Source organism: Opitutaceae bacterium TAV5, from assembly GCA_000242935.3.
Taxonomy (GTDB): domain Bacteria; phylum Verrucomicrobiota; class Verrucomicrobiia; order Opitutales; family Opitutaceae; genus Geminisphaera.
The window spans coordinates 2,621,763-2,647,523 of record CP007053.1; the positions used below are offsets into that span (position 1 = coordinate 2,621,763).

A 25,761-nucleotide genomic window follows, 5' to 3' on the forward strand; every position below is an offset into this window, starting at 1 on the left:
CACCAACGCTGGACTCTCCCATGTTCTCCCACTTCCGTTTTCCCCTCTCTTTCCCTCGTCTGTCATGGTTTGCCGCTCTGGCAGCCTTGCCGCTGACCGTGACCGCCGTCCCGGTCGGGACGACTTCCACTGCAACCTCCTCCCCAGCACTCAATCCGCATATCGGAGTCACCACGCACTTCGTTCGAAAAATGAAGGCGTTTCAGCATTGGGATCCGGACGTTTACATCCCGCTCATCGCGGACCTCGGTGCGGGCTGGGTGCGCGACGAAATCGTCTGGGCATGGATGGAAAAATCCAGAGGCAACTACGAAATCCCCGCCAAGGATCGCAAGTGGCTCGACCTTGCCGAGCGCCACGGAATCAAGGTGATCCTGACGCTCTCCGCAAGCAACGGGAAGCTCTATGAAGATCCTTATGATCCCGACGCCTATGCAAAGGCGGCGGCTTTTCTCGCAACCGAGCTGAAAGGGAAGCTCCACGCCATCGAAGTGCTGAACGAACCCTATCACTGGTATGCGAAAGCCTATGGCGAGGGTACCACGCTCGGCGGCGACCTCTATGGGCGCGACAAGAACGGGGAGGAGGAATCCTGGCTGAAGCGCTACGTCGTGTTGCTCAACAAAACGGCCGAGGCGGTGAAAGCAGCCAACCCCGACATGAAGGTCATCGGCCTGGGAGGATTCCCGGCGATGAACATGCGAATGATTGCAATGGGGCTTTCCTCTCAAGTGGACGGGATCACCCTGCATCCTTACAGCTACCGTATCACCCCGGAGATCGTCCCTTACGCAACTTCGGAGGAGAATTTCAAACGCAATGGTGGACGTCAGACAGCCGACACGGAAGGCACGTTCGCCTCGCTCATCCGCTATTCGCGCGAATTTTCCGCGAAACACAACGGGCCCAAGGAAACCTGGCTCACTGAATGGGGTTGGAGCACCAAGCGCGACGCAGTCGATACACGCAGCAATTTTTCAGGATTCACCGAAGAGGCGCAGGCCGCCTATACGTTGCGGCGCTTCATGGAGGGGCAGGGCCTGGGTGTCGAGGTCAGCACCATGTATTCACTTCTCGACAACCGGAACAGTTGGCGCACACCTGAGCGGAGCGAGTTCTTCAGCGACGACAATTTCGGTCTGCTGCGAGACGACGGCACGCCCAAGCCTGCCTTTGCCGCCGTCCGTCGTCTGGCCCGCGAAACCATCGGACTCACACCTGGCGGCAAACTCCGCTACACGCTGACCGCCACCACCAAACGCCCGGATCACCAGGTTTTCGCCGCCCGCGACGGCACCCGCCTTCGTGCGCCCGACCGCGTCATCAGTTACCAGTTTACCGATGCCGCCGGACGTCCCGTGATCGCCTTCTGGTCGATGGAGAGAATCAGCGACCAGTCGCCTCGCCCCGCGGATCTGGAAATCGATGTGAGCCTGGAAGAGATACACGCAGAGGCGTTCGACCTGCTGACGGGCCGGATTTACGAACCCGTCGCCACGGAAAAGGAGGGAAAACTTTTCTTCAAGGACATCGCAGTGCCGCCTCATCCGGTTCTTCTGCGATTGCTGCCAAGGTGAAACCGTTGGAAGAGTGCAGCACAGATCCTTTATGTGTAAATCGAATGGCGATGCCCTCTCCCCGGCATGGCAGGTGGCCCGCTGCGCACATGCTGCAAAGCACCGATAAGCCAATGCTGCCAGCACTGTAGCCGAGGAGTGGCAGAACTTTGACCGTTTTCGGGAAAGGGCGCTTGCTAATATCAGATTCCGTTACTGATATTAGATTCTGTTGGAAACAATCAGCAAGAAATTTGCATGCTCACGGAAGACAAGACGCACGAGTTCAAGCGTGAATACACGGACGGAATCAAGAAAAGCGTGGTTGCGTTTGCCAACACGGATGGCGGCGAAATTCTCATCGGCATTGACGACGATGGAACGGTCTGCGGTGTCGAGAAGCCGGACGCCGTGATCCTGCAAGTCGGGAACGCCATTCGCGACGCGGTGCGCCCCGATGTGACGATGTTCACGGATTGCGCGGTCAGGCAAATGGGCGGGAAGTCGGTCGTGGCTGTCACCGTCCAGCGCGGGACGGCGCGGCCCTATTACCTCGTCGGCAAGGGCATCCGGCCGGAGGGCGTCTTTGTCCGGCAGGGCGCGGCCAGCGTCCCCGCTTCGGAGACGTCCATCCTTTCGATGCTCCGCGAGTCGGCGGGTGACAGTTATGAAGCGGCGCGCAGCATTCAGCAGAAACTCGACCTTGGTTACGCCTCCGGCTATTTTGAGCGCAAGGGCGTGGCGTTTGGCGCCACACAGCGAAAAACACTTGGGTTGCTCGGCAGCGACGGGATGCTTGCCAACCTCGCGTTGTTGCTATCGGAACAATGCCCGCATTCGATCAAGGTCGGCGTATTCGGAGGGGCGGACAAGTCCTCGTTCCGCGACAGGCGCGAGTTTTCCGGTTCGCTGCTCCGGCAGGTGGAGGATGCGTTTGCCTTCATTGACCTGCACAACCCGCTCCGTTCGTCCTACAAGGGATTGGAGCGCGAGGATGCGAGGGATTACCCCGTCGGCGCGGTGCGCGAGGCGTTGCTCAACGCGGCGGTGCACCGCGACTACGGGCTGTCGGCGAGCACACTTGTCAGCGTATTCCCGGACCGGCTGGAGGTGGTCAGCGTGGGCGGGCTGGTGAAAGGCGTCTCGCTTTCCGACATCCTTCTCGGCGTGTCCGCTCTGCGAAACCCGAAACTCGCAAACATTTTTTACCGTCTGAACCTCATCGAGGCATACGGAACCGGCATCGCGAAAATCATGGGCAGTTATACCGGAAGCGCGGCGCAGCCGGAAATCACGGTGTCCGACAATGCGTTCAAGGTCGTCCTGCCGAATCTCGGAGATGCCGCTGTTGCGGGCCGGACGCGCAACGCTGCCGCCGTGCCATCGGCAGACGCTCGCGAGGAAAAAATACTGTCGCTGCTGAGAGAGCGCGGAACCATCACTCGCAAGGACGCGCAGGAAACAGTCGGCGTGTCGCAAGCCTCGGCGATTTTGTTACTGCGCCTGATGCTGTCCAAGGGAACCATCCGCAAGACGGGGCGGGGCAAATCCTCCGCATACACGCTCGCTTGACGGGGCCGGATGACCCTCGCAAAGCAATGTGCGTGACAACCGCCCCCCCTCTGCTCGGAAAAGCTCCTTCCCCTTGTCGAACCAGTTCCTGGAGGCCGGCTCGCCGGCGTCGCCGCTGACGCGCCTCGCCGTCCGAACCCGGCGACGCGCTGCGTCGTAGCGCGGATAATATCGATTATTTTTCTCCATCCGCGAAATTCAAAAGAAATCCGTGCAATCCGTGGTCAAGATCGGCCACGACTTTAGGTTTATTCCGGCCCGCGTTTCAGGTGAGCGCGGAGTTCGGCGATGAGGGCGTCGATGGCGGCGCCGATTTCTCTCGTCTCGCGGACGACGTCCGCCAGCCAGCCGGGATCGACGAGGTTTTGTTCGGCGCAGCTTTCGGCGGCGAGGAGCGCATCCTCGATGAAGCCGGCAGCCTTCTTCAAACGCACGATGGCCGAGGCCGTGAACAGCAGCGGCGGCGGCCAGTCCTCCTCGCCGTCCAGGGCGCCGCCGAGTTTGGGTCCCACGCACATCAGGCCGGTGGAGAGCAGAAATACCGGATGCTCCCGGTGGGCATCTCCGGGCAGCCAGTTACGCTCCTCGATGTCGTGATGCACTCGCATGCCGAAATCCAGTGCGCGGCGGACCAGCGGATGCGTGTCGTCGTCTCCGTCGTCCGGGGAAACATCGCCATCGTCCGCGGCTTTTTTCCATTTTTCCGCCTCCATCTCTGCCATCACTTCTTCGGTGGCGGCGTTGAACTCCTCGATGCGTTGCTCCCGCTCGGCCAGTTCCTCCGGCGTGGGGTCGGGTTCACCGCGTTCCTTGCGGCGTCGTTCGAGTTCTTCCTCCAGGATTTTTTCATAGTCGGCATCGTCGCCTTCCCGCTCCATGCGTGCCATGATGCGGTCGACCAGCAGGTCGGAGTCGGCCTGCATCTTCTCGGCTTCTTCCTCGGTCGGCGGCCGCCATTCGTCATCGTCCTCGTCGGCGCCGGCGCCGGTCTCGCGGTCGCCCGCGTCCCGGGTGTCTTCCTCCTCCGCGAAATCCGGATTGCGGATGAGGGTGGCGAAACCGTCGCCATCCACACTGTCGGCGAGCGTTTCGGCCTCGGCGGCGGCGAGTTCGGCGTCGCGCGCAGCCTTTTCCTCCGGGGTGAGCTCCCAGGCGGGGGCGTCGGGCGAGAGGCGCAGATCGTAAGGCGCCTCGATGACGATGCGGCCGTTGGTCTCGCTGTACCATTCGAGGTAGAGAACATTGCCCCAGTGATATGGAAGCTTTTTGCCGGTCTTGTAGTAATCGACGATCCGGTCGATCGGCACGTCGGGGATCTTGACTTTGCGTGAGGCGGTGATGTCGCCGGCCGTGCCGCGCTGTGCCATGCGGAGGCCGGCGGGGAAGCCGGGCTTGGGGTCGGGATTGGTAAACGTGATAAAGCGTCCGTGCAGGTCGGGATGGGCATTGCCGGTCAGGACAATCTCCATCGGCGTGTCCTCGTGTCCGCAAAACCAGAGGCGAGCGGTCACTTTCCCGCGGATACGGTTGTCGATCTCGCCGCGGACGACGTGTTCTTCAATGCGCCAGGCCATGACGGGGAATGAAAACACGGGCAGGCAGGCAAAGAAAGTCGAAACTACCTGACAGGCAATGAGAGCGTGTATTCGGACGTGGTGAATGGCGGATTGGTCGATTGGCAGTAAAAGTGGCACGGGCATCCTGCCCGTGGACGGCGCGAGGCGCCGCCTTCCGGAACACGGGCTGGAAGCCCGTGCCACTTCATGGGCAGGATGCCCATGCAGCCTCAGCGGGAGAGGTGAAAACCGCCTTGGGCCAGGCTCTCGCCATTGACCAGAATCTCCACCGCGTGAAGACCGGGATGATGGGTGCGCGTCGTGAAATCGCGGATACTCTGGCTGCGCGTGATCTCCACCGTTTCGCCGGGGCCGAGCGTGAGCTCCTTCAGCTTGAAGACCTTGGGTGAGGCGCCGCCGGATTTTTTCACATAGTGGATGGCGTAATCCACCACGAGGCGCTGGCCGCGGCGGGCGGTCGATTCCAGCCGGAAGGAGAGGGCGATGCGGCCGCCGAGCGCGACACGCCGCGGCTCCACGCGGAAATCGCTTACCCGCACCCGTGCCTTGTCGCCGGCGCCGATCACGGCGAGCGCGCGGCGGTCGCCTTTCTTGATCAGGGTGCGCAGGGCGCGTTTCACGATCCAGGCGGTGTGCGGGTTTTCCGCCGGCCAGCCTTTTATCCGGTCGAGCACCCATTCGGGGTGGTCTTTCGTGATGTCGTTGAGATGGTTGGCGACCGACTTGCGCACGTAGAGGCTCGGGTCGGCCCGCAGATTTTCCAGAATCGGCGCCACGGGCGAGGGGTCCGCCATCAGCGCCTCCAGCCGGAACGACCACGGCAGACGGGGGCGGCAGCCTTCGCTCGCCAGGCGGCGGACGGCCTCGTCGTTATCGCGCGACCACGTTTCCATCACGGCGAGCGTGCGCGTCAGGTCGCGGCGCAGGAACTCGCGGATGGCAAATTCCGACGAGCCGAACGTGGTGAAAAATTTCAGTGCGTCCATTGACACGTCGAAATCATCCGGCGCGTGTCCGTAGAGACCCACGTAATCGGGCAGCACCAGGGAGACAAATCCGTGACCGATCCGTGGCGCCAGTTGGCGGAGGATGCCGATCACGTGCCGGTAACTGCGGCCACCTTGTCCGTTGCGGCCGGCATCGGCGGCGGTCGCCAGCGTGGCGTGCAGGCATTCTGTCATCCGGCGCAACCGCTGCATGAGCGAGAGGCCGTCGAGATCACGCAACGCGAGGGTGAGGAAGCGCCTCGAATTGAACTGCGGATCGATTCGGGCGAGTTCCGAGGCGACGAAGCGGAAGCGTTTCGCATCGAACATCTCCTTGAGGGCCGGATTTCCCGTTTCCGTTTCGGCGGCAGGCATGCGGGCACTGTTCCAGCAAACTGCATCCGGGCAAGCATGCCGTTTTCAAACCACCCATTTGTGCGGGTTGACGCTGATGTTACGCGGAGCGACGTGGCGGGGGCGTCCCGCCCGCAACGTGGCATGGGCATCCTGCCCATGAACGTTGCCTCTCCGGCGTGGCACGGGCATCCTGCCCGTGGACGGCGCGCAGCGCCGCCGGTTCGCATTCAGCCCGGCCTGCGCGCAGAGGCAACACTCACGGGCAAGACGCCCGCGCCACTTTTACGTTCGCGATTGCGCGAGCAACGCCTCCAGTCGCCGCACGCCTTCCGAGGCTCCGGCCTGAATATGCCTCACACCCGGGCGGGCGTTTCCCGCGCGCAGGTGTACCGGTTCCGGGTCGATCAGATAAACCGGCGCATCCGGCGGCGCCAGGTCAACCAGCCCGGCCGCCGGATAGACGGCGAGCGACGTGCCGATGACCACGCAAATATCGGCCTCGCGCACGGTTCGCGCGGCCTCGCCGATCAGCGGCACATCCTCGCCGAACCAGACAATATGCGGACGCATCAGCGAGCCGCGCGGGCAGCGGGCGCCGGGCTTCATTTCCCAACCCTCGACCTCGCGGACATGGCGCGGATCGACCGAGCTGCGTTGTTTGGTCAGTTCGCCGTGCAGGTGGAGCACATGACGGCTGCCGGCGCGTTCGTGGAGGTTGTCGATGTTTTGGGTAATAATGCGCACGTCGAACCGGTCCTGGAGGCGGACGAGTCCGCGGTGTCCGTCGTTGGGTTCGCAGGCGAGCATCTTGCGGCGGCGCTCGTTGTAGAAACGCAGCACGAGTTCCGGATTGCGAGCCCACGCCCCGGGTGTGGCCACGTCCTCGATGCGGTGGTTTTCCCAAAGCCCGTCCGCTCCGCGAAACGTGGGGATGCCGCTCTCGGCGCTCATGCCCGCGCCGGTGAGGACGGCGAGGCGGGCAAATGTGGCGCAGGATTTCATGCCTGAGGGAGTACCGTGTGTTTTGGCATGGAGGCAAGGAAGCAGAGACGCCGGTTGCTGCAGCGAGTGCTCCTCGCGTCCTGCGCTCAGGATGCCCGGCACGAGTTGCAGGGTTAACGCTTGTGCAAACACTTCGGGATTGATGCCGGCGGCGCCTTGCGCGATTTCCGGACGCGTCATGCCGACTCCCCCGATCTCCCCGAACCATTCGCCAGCGCCCTCCAGGGCCGTCAGCCTCGGCGACATCGCCGCTGCTGCCGGAGTGTCGCGCATGACGGTATCGCTGGCGCTGCGAAATCAGCCGGGGCGCGTGAGCGAGGCCGTGCGCAAGCGCGTGATGGCGGTGGCAGGGAAACTTGGATACCAGCCCGACGCGCGCATCACCTCGTGGATGTCGCAGGTGCGGGCGAGCAAGGTTCGCGAACTTGTGCCTCTCGCCTGGCTCAACGCTGACAAGGACGAGGATGTGTGGCATCGGAAGAAGGATCTGATTCCGTATTTTGAGGGAGCCCGGAAACGGTGCGAGGAATTGGGATACCGTCTGATCGACGAGTTCTGGCTTCGCGCCCGGGGAATGACGGGCCGCCGTATGTCGCAGATTTTGTTCAATCGCGGCATTCGCGGCGTGATCGTCACTCCTTTCGACATGATTTTTCACACTGGTCTGGCGTGGGGGAATTTTGCCGTGGCGTCGTTCGAAAAATCCCTAGTCGCCCCTCGCCTGCATCAGGTGACTCAAGACCACCACTACAATACGATGCTGGCGTTAAAACATCTGCGGCGTTTCGGGTATCGGCGGATCGGGGTGTTTCTCTCGGCGTGGAGCGACACGCGATCGTATCACGCATGCCATGGCGCGGTCGCGTATTTTCACCTACAGACGCCGGCGGAGGAGCGGGTGCCGGTGCTGATGCAGAAGGCAAGAAATGAGCCCGGCCCGGAGTTCAGGCCATGGCTGCGCGAGCATCAGCCTGATGTGGTCGTCGGGCAGCACAGCGAACTCGTCCGCTGGGTGGAAGCGGAGGGGTACCGTGTGCCGCAGGATATCGGCGTGGTGCACATGGCGCTCGAAGACGACTGCGCCAGTTGGGCCGGCGTGTGGGCGTGCAAACGCGAAATCGGAGCGGCGACCGCCGAACTGGTCATCGCCCAGTTGCACAACAATTCATTTGGCCTCCCCAAAACCAGTCATGACGTCCGCATCACGGGACGCTGGCATCCGGGCCGGACGCTGCTCACTCCCAAGCCGGTGAAAACGCAGAAAACGCCGTCCCCAAAAGTGAGGAGAGCACAACGAAAACCGTAGCCGGGTTGATCGCATGGCAGACGCAGCGATGATGCGAATCGTGGCGTTGAAAGGCGAAAGACGATGCCCGTTTATGTAAACGTTCGAGCTTCTTGCCGAATGATAGACGCGCGATTGGGTCGGGGAGTCTCGTTTACACTGTAATCCATAATCCCATTCCCCGTACCCGTATGAAAACATCATCGATTCGCACTGGTTTGTTCCTGCCCTGCATGCTGCTGGCTCTTATGACAACGGCTCTTTTGGCGGCGTCTGTTCCCGCCCGGGCCGCGGCCGAGGTGCTTTACACCTTTTCGGAAGATTTTGAGAGCATCACGGCTGACACTACTATTAACGGTAAAAATGGCTGGATCGCTTCAACAACTGACCAATCCGTGATTACCAGTTCCAAAGGCACCAACGCTCTCAGGCAGCGGGGGGCAAATCCACATCTTTGGGCAGCTCATGCGATAGACCAGACTTATGCCGGCCAGGCAGACACCATCACGTTTTCGTGGAAAGAGTGGTCGGGCACCGGCACCGACCTTGTCGCAGGTGCCGCATTGCTTTCCGGCGACGATGCGGCAACGGCAAGCTCCCTTGTGAACATTGGAATGTCTCGCTCCAACGTGGGTGGTTGGCACACAAGCCTTACTTACGATTCGTGGAACGGCAGTGCTTACGAGACAGTGATGGTGTCACAGGCGGAGTTTTCGACTCCTGCGCGGAATACCGTTTATACTTTTGACGTGTTGGTAAACCTTACCGCGCATACGTATTCCTTCACCGTTACAGGCGGGTCTGTGACTTACACTTCCCCCGCGATTGCTATCGATCCATCATTGGCATTCCCAACTTTTCTGAAACTTCAGACCACTGGCACCGATGGCAATACTAGCGGCGGACATATCGGTCTTTTTGACGACGTCTCCTTGCAACTGATCAAAACCCAAACCGTGCCTGAACCAGCAACCTGCGTCTTGATTACCGGCGTGTTCGCATTGCTCGCGCTTGGTATTGTTCGTGCGAGGAGATCGATGGGAAATTGACGAACGCCGTATTCAAAAGATCACATGATTGTTTCCAGGGTAATCAACGTGGCGGTTTGGGCCAGTGTGCTTGTGTTGCCGGCGTTCATGCTGGCCGCTCCAAGCCGCATGTTGGCTGAGGCTGATCTTTTTCAAATCCCGCCTCTTTGTCCGCAAATCATTGAGGCGGAGGACGTCGTTCTTCCCTCTGTCCAGAAGGTCCCGGATGCCTCCGCTTCCGGCGGAGTCTATGTCACCTCGTCGAAGGAGTGGACGACACTCGTCCGCGTGCCTGTGCCATCCGCCGAATCCAACGAAAGCATCGCCGTGTGGATTCACACACGAGGCCTTTCGATCGCGTTGAAGGCGGAGATTGATCCCGTGAAAAAAAAGCCGGGCAAGGAACTCGCATGGACTTGGAAGCCAGGCGATACCCTGAAGGATGGCGCGCCCAATCCCGCTGCGCACGAATGGGGGTGGCGGCGTTTGGGAACCTGGCGGCGCGAAACTCTGGGGGACCACATCCATCTGATGCGCGGACGCGACAACAGCAGCGAAGGGGCGGGGCTTGATGCGATTTTTTTCGGACCGGTCGGTGCTTCGCCTGAAAAGACAGGGCAGGCAAACAGCAGCGCTTCCTCCAAAACCGTTCAGGCGCTTGGCGACCTGAACGCCCCGCTGGCCGCCCCGGACGGCAAACAAAATGAAATGGGAAGCAACAAGTCGGATGGCGGCGCGGCCACTTCTCGCGGGGCAGCCCGGCTTTCCATTGACTGGGCGGAGACGCTTGGAGAGGCAACGCGCCGACAATTCGGGCTGAACTTGATGACGGATTTCGAGGCGAGGACTGGAGAGAAAAAACGTTTGTATTCAGAAAATCTGACCTATTTTAATCCGGGTTTTGCACGTTACCACGCGGGCGGAAAACCGTTCGCGCTGTGGTTTGATTATCAGAACCGCATGTGGGATCGCGAAAAAATCAAGGCAGCTCTCGACAGTTGGACGCCCCCTGCGACCGGGAATGCGAGCGTCGGGCGCATGCTGAACATTTCAGGCGCGCCGCGCAAATCGGATAATCCCCAAAAGTCCGGTTGGTTCGAATATAACCAATACGGCTGGCTCGACCCCAGACACTACGACGAATTCGGGGACCTGTGCGCTGACCTCGCACGTATCATCAATATCGAACAGAAACGCGGCTTTGAGTATTTTGAAATCACTAATGAGCACGATTTCGCCTACTGGCGCAACCGCGCCAAGGCGGGCGAACCGACGAACGCCAAAGGGCTTGGCGAATTGTTTGTCGCCGTCGCGAAAAAAATCCGTGCGGTTGACCCAAGCATCAAGCTCGGCGGCCCCGCTTCTTGTCGGGGCGAACCATGGCTGACGGAATCATTTCACCGCGAGTTTGCTCAGGTGGCGCTACCCTGGCTGGATTTCTTCTCGTTTCATTGCTACCCAACCGGCTCCGCCGACACATCCGACTCCAAAGTCTATGACGGCATTGCGGAGATGGGGGAGATGATTCGAGCCCATCGGAAAATGCTGGATAAATTGAGCCCGAATCGTCGTATCGAAATTCACCTTACAGAATACAATGTCAACTGGGCCTGGAACGTCGGCGATCCACGCATGGCCAACCACAAGGGAGCGGTTTTCGACAGCCTGTTTTTTATCGAGGCCGTGCGCAGCGGGCTTGACGTTGGCGCTGCATGGAACGACCACGATGGCACTTACGGCAAAGCCGATTATGGATACGCGATCCGTCCGGCGGGACGGGCATTCCACTATTTCAACAACTGGCTTGTCGGGCGTGCCGTGAAGGTTTCGGGCGAAATCCCTCGCATGGTCGTGGCCTTCGCTGTCGAGCAACAAGGAGAGCGGCGTAGTCTCGTGCTCGTCAACCGCACCGGTGAGACGCAAACCGCAATCCTGCCCGATGATGTCTTTGGGATAGGCGTGAACAAAAACGTGGCTGATCTTCCTGTGAGCACCGCGCGAATCGCCGAAGACGGCCTTTGGCGCGGAAGCGTCACCGTTGCCAAATTACGCAACGCCGAACTTGGTTTGCCGTCCGACTCCGTGACATTCCTTACGCTGCCATTTTCAAATCACTGATACCCCTCCCCCCCTGCCATGAAGACAAAAAACACATCAACCCATGCCTTCACGCTTGTCGAATTGCTCACTGTGATTGCGATTATTGGCGTATTGGCCGCCATCCTGATTCCGGTGCTTGGCAAAGTCCGCTCGTCGGCGCGTGACGCCGTTTGCCTCTCCAACTTACGACAAATCGGCACTGCAATCACATTGTACACAAGCGAGCATCCCTATTTCCCGCCTGGCGCCACCAAAACCGGTGCGCTTGGTTACGAGGGAATTACCGGCTATTGGACAACGGTCCTCGCTCCTTATTTCAGCACCTCTGGCACAAGTTCCGCCCGCGCGTGGTATGATTGTCCTTCGAAAGCATTTAAAACCGCCACTCCTGCCAACACCTATTCCTGTAATCGAAACCTGATGCCCGACAACCAGTATTCGGGTCCGAATCCTCTGGTGCGAATTGAAAAAGTCACCCGGCCCTCGCAGGTCGTCGTCGTCATGGATGGCGCGCAGCAGGACGAGGACGGTTACACCAATCCATTGGCGAGCGCGACGAAGCTCCCTTACGGGGCGGATCCGGAAAAATATTACGACCCGTTTGATAACAAGGATCTGGTGGGGGGTGGACAGCCGCGTTTTCGCCATCGGGGCAATCGTTTCATGAACGTGGTGTACGTTGATGGTCATGCCGCTTCCATCGAGAATGGGAAATTGAAATACGGAAACATCAACCCCTGACCTGATTCCCGTGGTTTTCGAGACGGCTATAAATCGGCTTGGTTGGGCTCTTCCGGAGACAAGCCTGTTAAGTTTCATATTCGGGACTCGATTCGATCTCTGAAAAATAAGCTGCACCCATATGGATACACTATGCGCCGGAGGCGCTGTCTGGGCTGAAAAGACGAATACGGACGGACTCACGACATCCGCTGGAAAATCCGCGCCGGAACCGGTGTTCGACGCCCGGCCCGGCTGGGTGGATTTTTATCATGAGGCACTGCGCATGGCTCGGGCGCATGTCGTCGAGGTCGCAGGTATGCCGCGCAGCCCTTACATGGACGAAGGCTTCGCTCCCGACACGCTTTGGATTTGGGATACCTGCTTTATGGCGCTGTTCTGTCGTTACGCGCCCGACGTGTTTCCCGGTGTGGAAAGTTTGGAAAATTTCTATGGCCCCATGCATGGCGGTCTCTCGTCACCGCTCAAAATCCAGCATCCCGACAACCCGCCGCTGTTCGCCTGGGTCGAGCGCGAGAACTTTCGCCTGACCGGCGACCTTCGCCGCGTGCGCTGGTTGTTGCACGAAACACAGGCACTCCAAAAGCATTTCCATTGGTTCGACAACCTGAGTCGCGGCGATGCATTCCCGTGGGCGCGCATCCCGTCGGCATTGCGGCGCGGACACGCCGGCTTTCAGTGGAGCGGCATGGCGGCGGGCATGGATAACTCTCCGCGCTTCGACGGCCCCAACGGAGAGGTGGACGGCGCCCGCGGTTTCAACGGCTCGAAGGGTCTGGAGGGCGATCCGTTCGTGGTGGACGCCCTCGCGCAGCAAGGACTGGCGGCGCGATGCATCGCGGAGCTGGCGCGGGAGGCGGGCGAATTGTCATTGGCTATCGAATACGGGGAGCGCTACGAGCGCATTCGCCACGAAGTGAATACGCGCCACTGGGACGAGGCGGACGGTTTTTATTACGATCGGGCGGCGCGGGCGGACGGATCGGCGGGCGGGTTCTCGCGGGTGCGCACGCCGGCCTCGTTCTGGCCGGTGCTGGCGGGCATGGCGTCGTCCGCGCAGGTGGAGCGCATGGCTGCATTTGTTCGTAATGCGGACGAATTGGGCGGAGAAATCCCGTGGCCCTCGGTGTCGCGCTCGCATCCGGGTTTTGACAACGCGACGGGCGAATACTGGCGCGGTGCGGTGTGGTTGCCCACGGCCTACATGGGAATCAAGGCGCTCTCGGAAAACGGCCACGGCGCGCTGGCCGACGAGACGGCGGAGCGCGTGTTGTCTCACATGTATCGAACATGGAAAAACTATGAGCCTGCCACGATATGGGAGTGCTATGATCCCAATCTTCCGCGTCCTTCAACTCATCGCGGAAGTCTGGTTCGACCGGATTTTTGCGGATGGTCGGCGTTGGGGCCGATTTCGCTGTTCATCGAGCATGTGCTGGGTTTTCACGCAATTTCGGCCACGCAGCGCGAGGTACATTGGCGGCTGCACCAGACTGGACGACACGGGATTCGGCGACTGCGATTTGGCGATATTGAAACCGATATCGTTTACGAAGAAGATGGCTCCCTTTTCGTAAAAACCTCGTGTCCCTACCGCCTCCATATCAACGGCCATGTGCAATACATACGGCAGGGCACTCAACGATTCCGGATTTAGTGCGCCTCTCTACTGCGGCGGGAGTATCCTCGCGTATCACCCATCCCCGGATATGAGATGTGGCGAATCAGCCTTTCGGCTCGACGGTGATGTCGTCGAAGAGGACCTTGCCTTCACCTTCCAGCAATTCGATGGAAAACAGGATCGTCTCGCTGCCGCGGACATGGGAGAAGTTCCAGGTGTAGGCGTGCCACTTGTCGTCGGCTTTGAGGTCGCTGGTGCGGAAGGTCGAGGAACCGTCGTCGCGTTTGCCGCGCAGTTCGAGCCCGCGTCCCTTGTAGTCGGAGGTTTTGTAACGGAACTTGAGAACGAGATCCGTTATGCCTTTGGATTTCACGTCCTGGGAGAACGAGACGATTTTCTTCTTTTCGGCGCTGAGGGAAAGGGCGCGGTTGCCATCGACCGTTTCGTATTTCCTGTCTCCCTTCCATCCGCCGGAGCCGTTCATGTCGCTGTTCTTGAAAAGATTTTCGGCGCAGGCGACGACAGGGACGAGGGAGGCGAGAACGAGGAGGGTCTTGAGGAGTTTCATAGGGTGAAGATTTCTGATCGTTCGACCTCGCGGAGGCAAGACGCCAAACAGGGATTGTCGCAGCGGGAATCTCGCTCACCGCACATCCATGGGCAGCGTGCTGCCCTCGTTCCAGCGGTTGGGGATGCTCAACACGCCGGGGCGTTCCGGCAGGCCGAGTTCGCCGCGTTCGAGCGCACTGCTCAGCAGGTTGACCACGGCGCGTCCCATTTGTTCGTAGTCCGCGGCCAGCCCGGTTTCCGGCCGGCCGGGTATACAATCGATGCGGCAAACCGCGATGTCTTCCGGAAAACGCCAGCCCGCTTCCTGCAACCAGTCGAGCGGCTCGGAGCCATTGACCACGATGACCTCCGGTTTCTCCTGGCGCACCCATCGCAGCAAATTTCGTTTCGTATAACCTGAAACATCCTCCAGCGGGCGTAACGCAGGCAGATCCGCGTTCCGGTGCCGAAAAAGCAAATACGCCGCCAGCACGCCCCAACGCCGTCGTACCTCGTCATCGCGATTCATGGCCAGCCCGATCCTCCGGTAACCGCGCTTCCGGATCTCGGTAAACATCAGTGCGAAATCATCCGCCAGGTCACGCTCCACGCGCATCAATGCCGGACGCCATAACGAATGCCCGAGTTCGGCCGCCGCGAAGCGTTTCCATTCCAGATCCAGTTCGAAGGGCGTCCAGTCCGTGACCGGGCACACGGCCACACCACGAATCCCCTGCGCGTGCAACTGCCGTGACAACGCCCGTTGCGCCTTCGCCTCGCGCGGAGTCACGATACACCGCACGGCATAACCCAGCCCTGCCGCCCGCTCTGCAAACCCCGTGTGGAGTCCCTGCAGCCACGCCAGCCTTCCGTAACGTGTTTCCGGCTCCACCGCCAGAAACGCCAGCGTCTCCCGGTAAACCGGTTTCTCTGCCCGGCGTGCGAACGAGAACGCGCTGGCGAGTTGCGGGTCGCGCACATAGCCGAGCCGGTCCGCCACGGCCTGTACCCGGGCCAGCGTCTCCGGATCGACCCCTGCCAGCCCGCGCAGGGCTCGCGATACCGTTCCCAGGCCCACCCTGGCCTCCCGGGCGATCATACGAAGATTGGCGCGCATGGAACGGTTCCATTACGTGATGATTGTGCTCCTGCAAAGAGTGAATTCACCTTTCCGTCATGAATTCTGCCCCTTGCGTTTCCGCTCCGAGCACACGCCTCCGTCAACGTGGATTCACACTCATCGAACTTCTTGCCGTTATCGCGATCATCGGCATCCTGGCGGGCATTCTCATCCCTGTTGTCGGCGCCGTCCGCGGCAAGGCCCGGGCCGCGCAGTGCCTGTCCAACATGCGCCAGATCGGCCTGGCGATGAATCTTTATGCCGATGAAAACAAGGACAGCTTCCCGCGTCGTTACGGAGACAGCACCAACGGCGCGGACGAAACAAAAACCTGGATGTGGAAACTCGCTCCCTATGTCGGCATGTCCGAAAATCTGATGGGACCGAGCCCGTTGCCCAAAGCTGCCGGGATATTCGTTTGCACGGTGTTTGACCAGAAAGCCGAAGGCCGTGTAGTATCCTACGGATACAACTGGCATATCAGAAGCACTGCCTGGGATTACCGGCGCGGCGCTCTTCCGGCGGCGAGCAGGACATTTCTGGTGGTGGAGATGCGCAAGGATGGCGAGGACAGGACGCGCGACGCCGGCGATCTGATTCGCCGTCATCCCGGCAACATCAGCAACGTCCTCTTTGCCGACGGCCACGTCAGCGGCCTCAGGGAGGCTGTCGAAAGCACCGATCCCCGATGGCTGCCGTAAGTGTAATTATAGTCAGGATACTACGAGGTCCCCCCCCCTCGCCAACAACCACCCGATCCAAAAAAACATTATGAACATCATGAAGACTATCATCGCATCCACAGTCATGCGCATCAGGCGTCGGCCTTTTGCCATCATGGCGCCGGTCGCACTGGCCGGCGTGCTCTTTGCCCTGCCGGCACCGTCAGGGGCCGCGACCCTTGTCGAATACAATTTTGACACCGACTCCGGAGGTCCCAATGCCAACACCTTTTCTCCGGCAGCAGGTTGGGACTCTGGCTTGAAAACTCCGGGGGATGTGGCGTTCGCCCCGGATGCCTTCAATGGTGTGGGGCAGGGTGGCGCCACCAGTCCGGGCAGCTACGGCCGGATTTCTTCTTCCGGCAAAGACGCTACAGGCGGTCTTCTCGTTCGCCTGAAAGCAACGGGAGACATACCAGGCTCTCCTGTCATCGTTTCGACGGACGCCGCCACCGCGATCGCTACCAGTTCGTATGTCGAGTTTACGGTGGCGCCCGAGAACGGCGGGACGGTGAGCTTGGCGGGGTTCTCCGCGTGGCTCGGTCTCTACGATGGCAACTCCGGTGCGAACAGGCCCTTTACCGCCACGATCTTTCTTTGCTCGAGCGTGGATGGTTTCGGCACCAGTAACATTCTCGGCAGCAAGGCGGTTTCCACCAGCACCGGGTCCTCGAAAAACAACGGCACGCTCGACGTGGATTTTTCAGGCTTCGGCGACAAATTTCAGGAGATCGGGGAGTCGGTGACATTCCGGCTCTACATCTTTGCCTCCCAGAATGGATCAACTTACCCCAGCAGCGCCCATCATGTTTATCTCGATCAGTTTGTCCTGACGGGAAGCACGGCGACAACGGCGGTCCCCGAACCCGCATCCGCCGCGTTCATTCTCGCGTTGACGATGCTGGCCACCGGCCTCTGGCAGGTTCGCCGTCATCGCCGCAACAACCCTCTGTCCTGATTCCCGGACATGACGCGCCTGCCCGACAACGTGTCCCCGGTACGGAACACGCCTGCCGATTCGCTGAACGAGCTCCACCGTGGCGTGAGCTTCGGCTACCTTGCCAAACGCGGCTACTATGCCACACCCGAGGCCGCCGCCCAGGTGGACCGCATGGCCGCGCTCGGCGTCACCTGGGTTGCGCTTATGACCAGTGTCATCCAGGAAACTTTCAGCAGCACGCGTCTGTATCAGGATTTTGAATTCACTCCCTCCGATGACGAGCTTGCCGCCATCATCGACCGTTTCCATGCCCGCGGCATTCGCGTGATGCTCAAGCCCATGGTCGAGTGTCTCGACAGTTCCTGGCGCGGGCGCATCCATTTCCCTGACGGCGACCAGCAAATCCAGGGCCGCGTTACGCCCTACTGGGACACCTGGTTTGCCAGCCTTGCCCAAAGCGTTGTTCACTACGCCGGCCTCGCCCGGCGCACCGGTTGCGAGATGTATTGCATCGGTTGCGAACTCTACGGGGCCGAGCAGGCCAACAACAACGACCGTTGGCATCACCTCATCTCAACCACACGGAAACACTACACCGGCCCCATTTGCTATGACGTGCAACCGCCCACCCTGCTCGAACTCGCCGAGCCTCCCGCCTGGCTTCGCTCGCTCGACGCCGTGTGCATCAGTTACTACTCCTCCGCCGCCGACGCCCCCGGAGCGACCATCCCGCAAATGATCGAAAAACTCCGCCCTACCGTCGCCATCCTCCGTCGTGCGTCGGAAAAACTCGGCGGCCTCCCCATCATCTTTGGCGAAACAGGCTGTCGCTCCGTCCGTGGCGGCGCTATTCTCCCCGGCGAATACCGCAACACCGGCCCCTACGCTCCCGACGAGCAGGCCAACTTCCTCGACGCCATGTGCACACTTTTCTGGGATGAACTTTGGTGGCGCGGCTTTTACTGGTGGAAATGGGAGGAGCAGCAATACCGCCCCCACTATCATGCCGACCCGGCGGGAGACACCGGCTTCACACTCGACGGCAAACCTGCCGCCGACGTCATGCGCCGCTGGTTCGCCCGCCAGCAGCCCGAATCGCATCCTGCCTCCAACGGCATTCATCCGGTATCCGCCCGCGCCGGGAGGAACTGCATAATGGAAGCTTCATGACACCCCTCGCTCTTGCCCTTTCAGAGCCGGCAGCGTTTCCCCTTCGTGCCAACGGTTCGGCGTGCTGTGCACCCCTGGATAAGTCAGCAATCCCAGCTCACCGCGCTCCAGCGCGCTGCTCAGCAAATCTACTGCCGACGCGCCCATCTGTTCGTAGTTCCCCGCCAGCCCGGTTTCCGGCCGGTCCGGCAGGCAGTCGATCCGGCACAACGCCACATCCTCCGGTACCCGCCATCCCGCTTCGCGCAGCCAGTCCAGCGGCTCCGACCCGTTTACCACGATTACGTCAGGCTTCTCCCGTTCGATCCACCGCTCCAGCGCTTTCGCCGAGTAATCGCGGCCATCCTCCTCCTCCAGCGGACGCAGCGCAGGAAGATCCCGATTCTGGTGTTGAAAAAGCAAATACGTAGCCAGCACGCTCCACCGCCGCCGCACCTCGTCCGTGTGGCTCATTGCCAGCCCGATGCGCTGGTAGCCCCTTTGCCGGATTTCCGCGAACATCCCGAAAAAATCGTCCGTGATCTCGCGATCCACACGCGGCAATGACGGCGACCACAATGCCCTTCCCAGTTCCACGGCCGCGAAATGCTCCCACGTCAGCTCCATCGAAAACGGCGACCACTCCGGTCGCGACGACACCGCCAGTCCGCGGATACCTTGCGAATGCAATTCCCGCGAAAGCACGCGCTGCGCCCGCGTCTGACGCGGCGTCGTGATATAGCGCACCGTGTAACCCAGATTTGCCGCGCGCTCGCAGAACCCGGCATGGATTCCTCGCAACCACGGTATTTTCGCGTGTTCGGATTCCGGCAAGGCCCCCAGAAACGCGAACGTCTCCCGATAAACCGGTTTTTCCGGCCGCCGGGCGAAGGCCAGCGCGCTGGAAAGTTGCGGATCGCGCACATATCCGAGCTTGCGCGCCGCTTCCTCCACGCGCCTGCGGGCCGCGGGAGACACGTTGGCCAGCCCGCGCATGGCGCGCGACGCCGTCGCCACGCCCACCCCCGCCTCCTTCGCAATCGCTCTCAGGTTGGTCCTCACTGGAACTGTTCCACTAAACATCGGTTGAGTAACGGAAAAGCCTGAAGTTTCTTTCAGGTCCAGAAAGGCAATCCAATCACTTTCCTTCCATGAACCCCCGCCCATACCCGCATTTTCGGCATCCTTCCCGTTTCGCCTTCACGCTGATCGAGCTTCTCACCGTGATTGCGATCATCGGCATCCTTGCCGCGATCATCATTCCCACGGTCGGCGTCGTGCGCAGCAAGGCGCGCGCCAGCCATTGCGCCTCCAACCTGCGCCAGATCGGCCTCGCGCTGCATCTCTATGCCAACGAAAACAGGGATATGTTTCCCGCGCGGGGTTCGATGGGTGACACCGAAAATCCGCCATGGATGTGGAGACTCGCGCCCTATGTGAGTATCAATGTCAACCAGCTTGGCGCGCCACCCAAACCCAAGTCTGTTGGTGTTCTTGCCTGTCCCGATCCGAAGTTTGATCCCTGGAACTCCGAATCCAGGACTTCATACGCCTACAACAACTTCATCCATGAAACCACCAAGCCGTGGCTCTACCGGCGCGGCGCCGTGCCTGATCCGTCCCGGACCTTTTTCATACTCGAAATCGATGCCGCTGCGGAAACCGTGTCCTATGACTCCACAACCCGGTTTGCGTATCGTCATCCCGGCAACACTGCCAACGTCCTTTTTGTCGACGCTCATGTCGTAACGCTCAAGGGACCGCTCCAGAAAACCGACGAACGATGGAAGTGGTGGTGAGAGGCAGGTCTCCACGATCCGATCCCTTTCCGGGACGTCCGGCGCCATGGAATCGATCCGACCGATACCGCAGGCGGGTCGGGAAGATGCCGCGCCGCAGCGGCGCCTCTGCCGCCCGCGCTCTCCGTATCGGGTTGTCCATCCTGCCCGCCCGGTCTCCGCGGCTTGTCGCTAAGGTTTTGCTGTCGGCTGACAAACTCGCTCGCGCCGGATGCCCGGCCGGGACGCGTCTTGCCCGAAACCGTTCCGCCTCTTTAATCACGCAATCCATTCCTCGATGAAAACCCCCTGCACCCGATTCCGGCTGTTCCGGATATTTGTCCTGCTTCTCGTTTCCGGAGCATTCACCTGCCAGGCTTTCGATGGCCGGTCACAGACGGCGCAGGCAGCCCCTCCTCCTCCCGTCCTGATCCAGATCCGTTACCCTGATCTCCTCGCCAACCGGGCCGAAGCCGACTCCGGCGACGCTCCCCTCAAAAAAGCCGTCGCCTCGCTTGCCGCCAAAGCCGACAAGCTTCTCGACCAGCCAGCCTTTACCGTCACCGACCCGGAAAAAATCGTGGCGCCCTCCGGCGACCCTCACGACTTCCACTCCATCGGCAAATACGCCTGGCCCAACCCCGACACCGCCGACGGCATGCCCTGGGTCCGACGTGACGGGTACACCAATCCCGACTGCTGGACCGGCAAGTATGACCTGACCCGCTACGGGCGCATGCGCGGCAATGTCACCACGCTCGGCCTGGCCTGGTTTTATACCCGCGATGAAAAATATGCGGCCAAGGCGGCCGAATTTCTCCGCACCTGGTTCATCACGCCGGAAACCCGGATGAATCCGAATTTCAACTACGCCTCGGCGCAGCCGGGCGTTCACGACGGCATGGCTATCGGCATCATCGAGGGAGCCGACCTGATCCGCATGCTGGATTCCGTAAAGCTGCTGGGGCTTTCCCGATCCTGGACCCCTGCCGACGATGCCGCCCTGAAAGACTGGTTTCGCGCCTATACCACATGGCTTCTCGAAAGCCCTCCGGGAAAAGCCGAAGCCGCCATGGTCAACAACCACGGCGCCTGGCATGCCGCCCAGGTCGCAGCGTTTTCCCTCTATGCCGGCGATGCCGACCGCGTTGCCGGCGCCCTGAAAATGGCCCGCCATTTTGTCGCCACCCAGATCGCCGCCGACGGAAGTCTTCCCCATGAACTTAACCGCAACCGCTCCCTGTGGTATACGCTCTACGGCCTCCGCGCCCTCACCACGCTTGCCGGATGTGCCTCCGCTGCCGGTGATGACCTCTGGGCCTGGCGCAACCCGAAAACACCCGAGGCGCCTTCCCTCAAAATTGCCTTCGAGGCTCTCATTCCCTTTCTGACGGACAAGGCTGCCTGGCCGCGCAAACACCTCGACAAACAGCAGGCTGTTCAGGTTGCCGCCCTTCCTCTTTTTTATCAGGCTGCCGCTGCCTTTCGCACACCCGAACTCATCGAGGCCACCCGCTATCTTGCACAGAAAACCGGAGACCGTGCCAGCCTCCTTGCCCGCCTTCCCGATTCCGTCGCTGCCGCCACAACGACCGTATCCCCGGTGCCGGTCATCCTCGTCCGCTCCGGCTGGCAGACTGTCAATATTGGAGACATCGCCCACACCCCGGGGCTCCTGACCCTTCTCCGGAAACACATCCCCGAAGCCCGTCTCATTCTCTGGCCCGCCGACATCCGCGATGACGTCGAACCGCTTCTCCGCCGGCAATTCCCCGACGTGGAGATTGTCCACGGAGGCCTCGATTCCGCCGGTTTTCCCGACACTCCCGCCGTCCGTTCCGCCTTCGACCGCGCCGGTCTCTTCATTTGCAGTTCCGCCCCCGACATCCATGTCGCGACCAAAGTCTTCGATGCCTGGAGAAAATACCATGCTGCCGACATCGGCCACCATCCCTACGGCTTTTACGGTGTGACCGTGGACCGCGAGTCCGCCTTCGCCAGATTCGTCGGAGCCCGCCCCCTTTCTCCGTCCGAGCGGGACCTGCTCGATCACGCCGCCTTCGTCTATACGCGGGAAACGACCAGCCTCGACTACCTTCGCCGTGAAAACGTCAAGACGCCGGTCCTTGCCTTTGCACCCGACGCCGTTTTCGGCGTCGATCAGTACGATACCGCCCGCGCCAACGCCTGGCTCCGTGCCAATGCGCTCGAAAAAGACCGTTACATCTGCGTGATCGGCCGCACCCGGTTCGCTCCCTATTACAAGATTCGCAAGCACGCTCCGACCGAAAACGATCGTGCCCGCGAGGCCTACAACGAGCAGCACATCGAAAACGACCTCGGCAAGATCCGCGACGCGATCACCCGTTTCGTTGAGCAAACCGGTCTCAAGGTCGTTCTTTGCCCCGAAATGACCTTTGAGGTCGAAGTGGCGAAAACCGGAATTTACGACAAACTCCCCGAACGCATTCGCTCCCGCGTCGTCTGGAAAGACAGCTACTGGATGCCCGACGAGGCCGCCGCCGTTTACCGCGATGCGGTCGCACTGCTCAGCATGGAGTGCCACTCGCCGATCATCGCCGCCGCCGCCGGAACCCCCTCCCTCTATCTGCCTACCGCGACCGAAACGTCCAAGGGGCAGATGTGGCCCGACATCGGCCTCGGCGACTGGATGCTCAACCTCGACCGTCCGGACGTGACCGGAGAAACGCTTGCGACAGAGCTCGTCGGTATGCATAAAAACGAGACGGAAGCCCGGGCGAAACTTTCCGCCGCCATGGCCCGGGTTCGCGGTATCCAGCGCGAAACGATGGCGCAGATTCGGGCCCTTCTGCCTCACCAGAGTCTCTCGAACTGAGCGGCGGTCGGCTAGAAAGCCGCATCCGCAGAACGTAGCGGCATGCCTCCCTGCATGCCGGACGAGGCGCGCCGGCGTCTCGCCCCCCCCTTGAACCGGGTGACGCTGCGCGTCGCCGGTTTGTGTGGCGCGGGCGTCTCGCCCGCTTCCGACGTGGCACGGGCATCCTTGCCCGTGGACGGCGCGAAGCGTCGCCGGTTTGTTTCCGGACGACGCGGAGAGGCAACGCTCACGGGCTGGAAGCCCGTGCCACACGATCCGGCGGCTTCGCCGTCAGCGGGCGGGACGCCCGCGCCACTTCAGGGCCGTCCGCGTAACATCAGTCAGCAACTTGATTTGAAATACTGTCGTGTAGCCGCGACTACGACTGGAACTGTTCCAGCAGCAATCTCTCGTTCCCGTTCCCCGGGCGGGCAAGATGCAGGGCATGAAATCCCTGACAATGCCCTCCCGTTTATTCCCGCTCTCATTTGCTGCCGGTCTGGCCCTGGCGACTGCCGGCGCTCACGCAACTGTCTATCTTGAGGAAACCTTTTCCGGATACGTTGCCGGATCATTAGGCGGCCAGAGCGCGTCATCGGCCAGTGCCGGACTCTCGGGAAATTGGGAGCGTAATGCAGTAACGGATACTTATGCGGACGTGCAATCCGCCAGCCTCGCATTTGGCGATCTGGCCAACGAAGGAGGATCGCTTCGCCTCTACGGGACTGCGGCCAACAAATCCGTTGTCATTGGCGCCAGGGTGGACGCATCGCTCGCCGGCACGGTATATTCCGCATTCGTATTCCGGTTCGACACCCTTTCCACCTCGAACGCGGCGTCTTTTTCTGGTATCCGCATGAGCAGTACGCAGGATGGCAGTTCCGATACCCGGTTTGCCGTTTCACCTGATGGCAGTGCCTCACTTGGGGGCACACCTGATGCCCGGTTCAACGGCAGTGTCGGCTCCAGCGGATGGGGCACGCTTCTGGCCAGTGAAACCTACATTGCACTCTCCAGATATGAGCGCGTTGGCGACACCCTGTCGGCTTCAGCCAAAGGCAAGCTTACGACCTGGTATCTGACCCTTGACCAGTTCAACGCTTACAAGACGGATAACTTCGCAACGCTCAATGCGGCTACCGCCGCCGATGTCGCGGCCAAGACCTATTCTGAATCCTCTTCCGGGACGAGCACCATAACCGGGAGCTATCTCCAGTTTGTTGTCTTCAATGCCAGCGGGGAGACGGGACTCATCGACGTCACGTTCGACGCGCTCCGATTTGGCGACTCTTTCGATGCCGTCACCCCCTTGTCCATTCCCGAGCCTGCCACATGGGCGGTGCTGATCGGCGCCGCCGCATTCGGAATCGCGGTCATGCTTCGCAAGCGCTCACGCCGGTGAATCATTGGTCAGGAAGCGCGTTGTCAGGGATCCGGCGATCGATCGGGTCTTGAGACGGAAGATCGCACCAGTCGAAACGCGGACGGGATGCCCATTCGGGCAAAGTCCACGGAGTCCATGTTGTCGAAGCTGATGTCATCACAATCGATGCAGCACAGCGATTCGGAGCGTTGCCCTTCCGCGCGGGTCCAGTCGAGCCGGACATTGCGGAACCGCACACGATCCGCGTAACGGACGAAAATACCGCAGGCGGGCGGATTCGTGACCGCTTCTTTCCAGGGGTGCTCCAGGGCGCAGGACTCCGCGTCGAACGGCGATTGCAACCTGTGGCCGAAGAACCGGAAGACGCAGTCGATGAAATCGATGTCGGACACGCGCACGGTTTCCTCGCCGACGATATAGACGGACTTGGTGGCCCGGCAGGACAGACCCTTGAAGACGATGTTGCCGACCGCGGCCTTGGCCCCGACGCCGAGCGTCAGGTTCACCGGCGTGGTGACATCCATGACGATGTTCTCGAACCGGACGTTGTCGATATCGGTTCCTCGCGGATAGCGGTCCGAGTAAGCGGGCCAGATGCTGATCCCGGTGCGGGTGTCACGGATGACGAGGTTGGAAAACAGGCAGTCGCGAATGGTGCCGTCGCCGACGCCGAGCCGCAGCGCGCAGCAGCGGGTGCGCAGGATGCAATTGGAAACGATGGCGTTCTCCATTGGCACGTCCGCGTCTCCCAGCACCTTGTAGTGCCCGCGCAGCACGATGCAGTCGTCGGCTGTGTCGATGTCGCAATTGTCCACGACGAGGTTGCGGCAGCAGTTGAAATGCAGTCCGTCGGAGTTCGGAATCTTCCGGTCGCTCCGGATGGTCAGCCCGGAAATCTTCACGGTGTCGCAGTCGAGCAGGTAAACGCTCCAGAAGCAGGCGTTCACCAGCGAAACGTTTTCCAGTCGCACGTGGGTGGAGCCGACAAAATACAGCATTTGCCCGGGGCGCTCGTCGGGCAGCTTGTAATGGTCGTGGCTTCCCTCGCGTTCCGGGTCGCGCGCGATGACGCCTTGATTAAAAAACGCGGAGGGATTGCCGTCGATGGTTCCCCGACCGGCGAGAGTCACGTTGTCGCATCGGTAGGCGATCAGCAGGTGCGTTCCGTTGGCGGCCTGATGGGCGACCACGTCCTGTTCGGGAAAGCAGTCGATCGCGTTGTATTCGTCGCGCTCGGGGCAGGCCAGCAGGGTGCAGCCGGCCTCCAGATAAAGCGTGATGTTGGTTTTCAGCCACAGGGTTCCCGTTAAAAAAGTTCCCGGAGGGAAATAAACCACACCGCCACCGGCGTCGGCGCATCGGTCGATGGCCTGCTGGATGGCGCGGGTGTTGATTGCCGAGGGAGAGGCGATCGCGCCGGTTTCCGTGATGGATATGCGCATGATGGGCTTGTTG

The 25,761-nt window shown here is 60.9% G+C and carries 20 protein-coding genes; 12 read left to right on the top strand and 8 right to left on the bottom strand.

The genetic code is table 11. From position 1 onward, the window contains the following. Window positions 1-20 precede the first annotated feature (20 nt). Together OPIT5_11465 and OPIT5_11470 are read left to right on the top strand one after the other, a co-directional pair. Window positions 21-1,577: a hypothetical protein gene (locus tag OPIT5_11465; protein ID AHF90726.1), complete on the top strand. Its 1,557-nt coding sequence runs from the start codon at window positions 21-23 to the stop codon at window positions 1,575-1,577. Between the two features lie 237 nt (window positions 1,578-1,814). Next, window positions 1,815-3,128: an ATPase AAA gene (locus OPIT5_11470; GenBank protein AHF90727.1), complete on the top strand. Its 1,314-nt coding sequence runs from the start codon at window positions 1,815-1,817 to the stop codon at window positions 3,126-3,128. A gap of 248 nt (window positions 3,129-3,376) precedes the next feature. Here the strand turns inward: OPIT5_11470 and OPIT5_11475 are convergent, their stop codons facing one another. The 3 genes from OPIT5_11475 to OPIT5_11485 all read right to left on the bottom strand — a co-directional run bounded on the left by OPIT5_11475 (window position 3,377) and on the right by OPIT5_11485 (window position 7,323). Beyond that, window positions 3,377-4,702 carry a hypothetical protein gene (locus OPIT5_11475; GenBank protein ID AHF90728.1) on the bottom strand — a complete coding sequence of 442 codons (1,326 nt, stop codon included), beginning with the start codon at window positions 4,700-4,702 and terminating at the stop codon, window positions 3,377-3,379. A gap of 212 nt (window positions 4,703-4,914) precedes the next feature. Then, on the bottom strand, window positions 4,915-6,066 hold the full coding sequence (locus OPIT5_11480; protein AHF90729.1) for a DNA alkylation repair enzyme: 1,152 nt from the start codon (window positions 6,064-6,066) through the stop codon (window positions 4,915-4,917). Window positions 6,067-6,330: 264 nt separating this feature from the next. Further along, window positions 6,331-7,323 carry an NAD-dependent deacetylase gene (locus OPIT5_11485; GenBank protein AHF90730.1) on the bottom strand — a complete coding sequence of 331 codons (993 nt, stop codon included), beginning with the start codon at window positions 7,321-7,323 and terminating at the stop codon, window positions 6,331-6,333. Here OPIT5_11485 and OPIT5_11490 point away from each other — a divergent pair. From OPIT5_11490 to OPIT5_11510, 5 genes are all read left to right on the top strand, one after another. Next, window positions 7,322-8,356, top strand: a complete 1,035-nt coding sequence (locus tag OPIT5_11490) for a LacI family transcriptional regulator (protein ID AHF90731.1) — start codon at window positions 7,322-7,324, stop codon at window positions 8,354-8,356. The genes OPIT5_11485 and OPIT5_11490 overlap by 2 nt on opposite strands. A 170-nt stretch (window positions 8,357-8,526) precedes the next feature. Continuing rightward, window positions 8,527-9,384: an anchor protein gene (locus tag OPIT5_11495; GenBank protein AHF90732.1), complete on the top strand. Its 858-nt coding sequence runs from the start codon at window positions 8,527-8,529 to the stop codon at window positions 9,382-9,384. Between the two features lie 24 nt (window positions 9,385-9,408). Further along, the gene (locus tag OPIT5_11500) at window positions 9,409-11,481 is read left to right on the top strand and encodes a glycosyl hydrolase family 39 (GenBank protein ID AHF90733.1); all 2,073 of its coding nucleotides are present in this window, start codon (window positions 9,409-9,411) and stop codon (window positions 11,479-11,481) included. Window positions 11,482-11,499: 18 nt separating this feature from the next. Beyond that, window positions 11,500-12,204 (top strand): N-terminal cleavage protein, encoded by a 705-nt coding sequence (locus OPIT5_11505; protein ID AHF90734.1) that lies wholly within the window; start codon window positions 11,500-11,502, stop codon window positions 12,202-12,204. Between the two features lie 121 nt (window positions 12,205-12,325). Further along, window positions 12,326-13,861, top strand: coding sequence for a glycoside hydrolase family 37 (locus tag OPIT5_11510; protein AHF90735.1), 1,536 nt, complete (start codon window positions 12,326-12,328; stop codon window positions 13,859-13,861). A gap of 67 nt (window positions 13,862-13,928) precedes the next feature. Here the strand turns inward: OPIT5_11510 and OPIT5_11515 are convergent, their stop codons facing one another. Then, on the bottom strand, window positions 13,929-14,393 hold the full coding sequence (locus tag OPIT5_11515; protein AHF90736.1) for a hypothetical protein: 465 nt from the start codon (window positions 14,391-14,393) through the stop codon (window positions 13,929-13,931). A 75-nt stretch (window positions 14,394-14,468) separates the two neighbouring features. Beyond that, entirely contained in the window at window positions 14,469-15,491 is a 1,023-nt protein-coding gene (locus OPIT5_11520) for a LacI family transcriptional regulator (protein AHF90737.1), read from the bottom strand. A gap of 59 nt (window positions 15,492-15,550) precedes the next feature. On the opposite strand from OPIT5_11520, the gene OPIT5_11525 reads away from it, so the two are divergent. Continuing rightward, a complete protein-coding gene (locus tag OPIT5_11525) occupies window positions 15,551-16,195 on the top strand; it encodes an N-terminal cleavage protein (GenBank protein AHF90738.1) in 645 nt (214 codons plus the stop codon). 12 nt (window positions 16,196-16,207) lie between these two features. Here OPIT5_11525 and OPIT5_11530 read toward each other — a convergent pair whose 3' ends face one another. Next, window positions 16,208-16,309 carry a hypothetical protein gene (locus OPIT5_11530; protein ID AHF94313.1) on the bottom strand — a complete coding sequence of 34 codons (102 nt, stop codon included), beginning with the start codon at window positions 16,307-16,309 and terminating at the stop codon, window positions 16,208-16,210. Here OPIT5_11530 and OPIT5_11535 point away from each other — a divergent pair. After that, entirely contained in the window at window positions 16,302-17,174 is an 873-nt protein-coding gene (locus OPIT5_11535; protein AHF94314.1) for a hypothetical protein, read from the top strand. The genes OPIT5_11530 and OPIT5_11535 overlap by 8 nt on opposite strands. 9 nt (window positions 17,175-17,183) lie before the next feature. Further along, the gene (locus OPIT5_11540) at window positions 17,184-18,326 is read left to right on the top strand and encodes a hypothetical protein (protein ID AHF90739.1); all 1,143 of its coding nucleotides are present in this window, start codon (window positions 17,184-17,186) and stop codon (window positions 18,324-18,326) included. Here OPIT5_11540 and OPIT5_11545 read toward each other — a convergent pair. Next, entirely contained in the window at window positions 18,321-19,367 is a 1,047-nt protein-coding gene (locus OPIT5_11545; GenBank protein ID AHF90740.1) for a LacI family transcriptional regulator, read from the bottom strand. The two genes, OPIT5_11540 and OPIT5_11545, sit on opposite strands and share 6 nt — an antisense overlap. An 89-nt stretch (window positions 19,368-19,456) precedes the next feature. On the opposite strand from OPIT5_11545, the gene OPIT5_11550 reads away from it, so the two are divergent. Together OPIT5_11550 and OPIT5_11565 are read left to right on the top strand one after the other, a co-directional pair. Continuing rightward, window positions 19,457-20,104, top strand: a complete 648-nt coding sequence (locus OPIT5_11550; protein AHF90741.1) for an N-terminal cleavage protein — start codon at window positions 19,457-19,459, stop codon at window positions 20,102-20,104. A 3,254-nt stretch (window positions 20,105-23,358) separates the two neighbouring features. Beyond that, complete coding sequence (locus tag OPIT5_11565) at window positions 23,359-24,324, top strand: anchor protein (protein AHF90742.1); 966 nt, start codon at window positions 23,359-23,361, stop codon at window positions 24,322-24,324. Between the two features lie 23 nt (window positions 24,325-24,347). Here the strand turns inward: OPIT5_11565 and OPIT5_11570 are convergent, their stop codons facing one another. Then, window positions 24,348-25,748 (bottom strand): glycoside hydrolase family 28, encoded by a 1,401-nt coding sequence (locus tag OPIT5_11570; GenBank protein AHF90743.1) that lies wholly within the window; start codon window positions 25,746-25,748, stop codon window positions 24,348-24,350. Window positions 25,749-25,761: the final 13 nt, after the last annotated feature.

What these genes read in the sequence shown, in the direction of transcription:
- OPIT5_11465 (AHF90726.1), top strand. Translation starts at nt 21, where the DNA reads ATGTTCTCCCACTTCCGTTTTCCCCTCTCTTTCCCTCGTCTGTCATGG.
- OPIT5_11470 (AHF90727.1), top strand. Translation starts at nt 1,815, where the DNA reads ATGCTCACGGAAGACAAGACGCACGAGTTCAAGCGTGAATACACGGAC.
- OPIT5_11475 (AHF90728.1), bottom strand. Translation starts at nt 4,702, where the DNA reads ATGGCCTGGCGCATTGAAGAACACGTCGTCCGCGGCGAGATCGACAAC.
- OPIT5_11480 (AHF90729.1), bottom strand. Translation starts at nt 6,066, where the DNA reads ATGCCTGCCGCCGAAACGGAAACGGGAAATCCGGCCCTCAAGGAGATG.
- OPIT5_11490 (AHF90731.1), top strand. Translation starts at nt 7,322, where the DNA reads ATGACGGTATCGCTGGCGCTGCGAAATCAGCCGGGGCGCGTGAGCGAG.
- OPIT5_11485 (AHF90730.1), bottom strand. Translation starts at nt 7,323, where the DNA reads ATGCGCGACACTCCGGCAGCAGCGGCGATGTCGCCGAGGCTGACGGCC.
- OPIT5_11495 (AHF90732.1), top strand. Translation starts at nt 8,527, where the DNA reads ATGAAAACATCATCGATTCGCACTGGTTTGTTCCTGCCCTGCATGCTG.
- OPIT5_11500 (AHF90733.1), top strand. Translation starts at nt 9,409, where the DNA reads ATGATTGTTTCCAGGGTAATCAACGTGGCGGTTTGGGCCAGTGTGCTT.
- OPIT5_11505 (AHF90734.1), top strand. Translation starts at nt 11,500, where the DNA reads ATGAAGACAAAAAACACATCAACCCATGCCTTCACGCTTGTCGAATTG.
- OPIT5_11510 (AHF90735.1), top strand. Translation starts at nt 12,326, where the DNA reads ATGGATACACTATGCGCCGGAGGCGCTGTCTGGGCTGAAAAGACGAAT.
- OPIT5_11515 (AHF90736.1), bottom strand. Translation starts at nt 14,393, where the DNA reads ATGAAACTCCTCAAGACCCTCCTCGTTCTCGCCTCCCTCGTCCCTGTC.
- OPIT5_11520 (AHF90737.1), bottom strand. Translation starts at nt 15,491, where the DNA reads ATGCGCGCCAATCTTCGTATGATCGCCCGGGAGGCCAGGGTGGGCCTG.
- OPIT5_11525 (AHF90738.1), top strand. Translation starts at nt 15,551, where the DNA reads ATGAATTCTGCCCCTTGCGTTTCCGCTCCGAGCACACGCCTCCGTCAA.
- OPIT5_11535 (AHF94314.1), top strand. Translation starts at nt 16,302, where the DNA reads ATGCGCATCAGGCGTCGGCCTTTTGCCATCATGGCGCCGGTCGCACTG.
- OPIT5_11530 (AHF94313.1), bottom strand. Translation starts at nt 16,309, where the DNA reads ATGCGCATGACTGTGGATGCGATGATAGTCTTCATGATGTTCATAATG.
- OPIT5_11540 (AHF90739.1), top strand. Translation starts at nt 17,184, where the DNA reads ATGACGCGCCTGCCCGACAACGTGTCCCCGGTACGGAACACGCCTGCC.
- OPIT5_11550 (AHF90741.1), top strand. Translation starts at nt 19,457, where the DNA reads ATGAACCCCCGCCCATACCCGCATTTTCGGCATCCTTCCCGTTTCGCC.
- OPIT5_11565 (AHF90742.1), top strand. Translation starts at nt 23,359, where the DNA reads ATGCAGGGCATGAAATCCCTGACAATGCCCTCCCGTTTATTCCCGCTC.
- OPIT5_11570 (AHF90743.1), bottom strand. Translation starts at nt 25,748, where the DNA reads ATGCGCATATCCATCACGGAAACCGGCGCGATCGCCTCTCCCTCGGCA.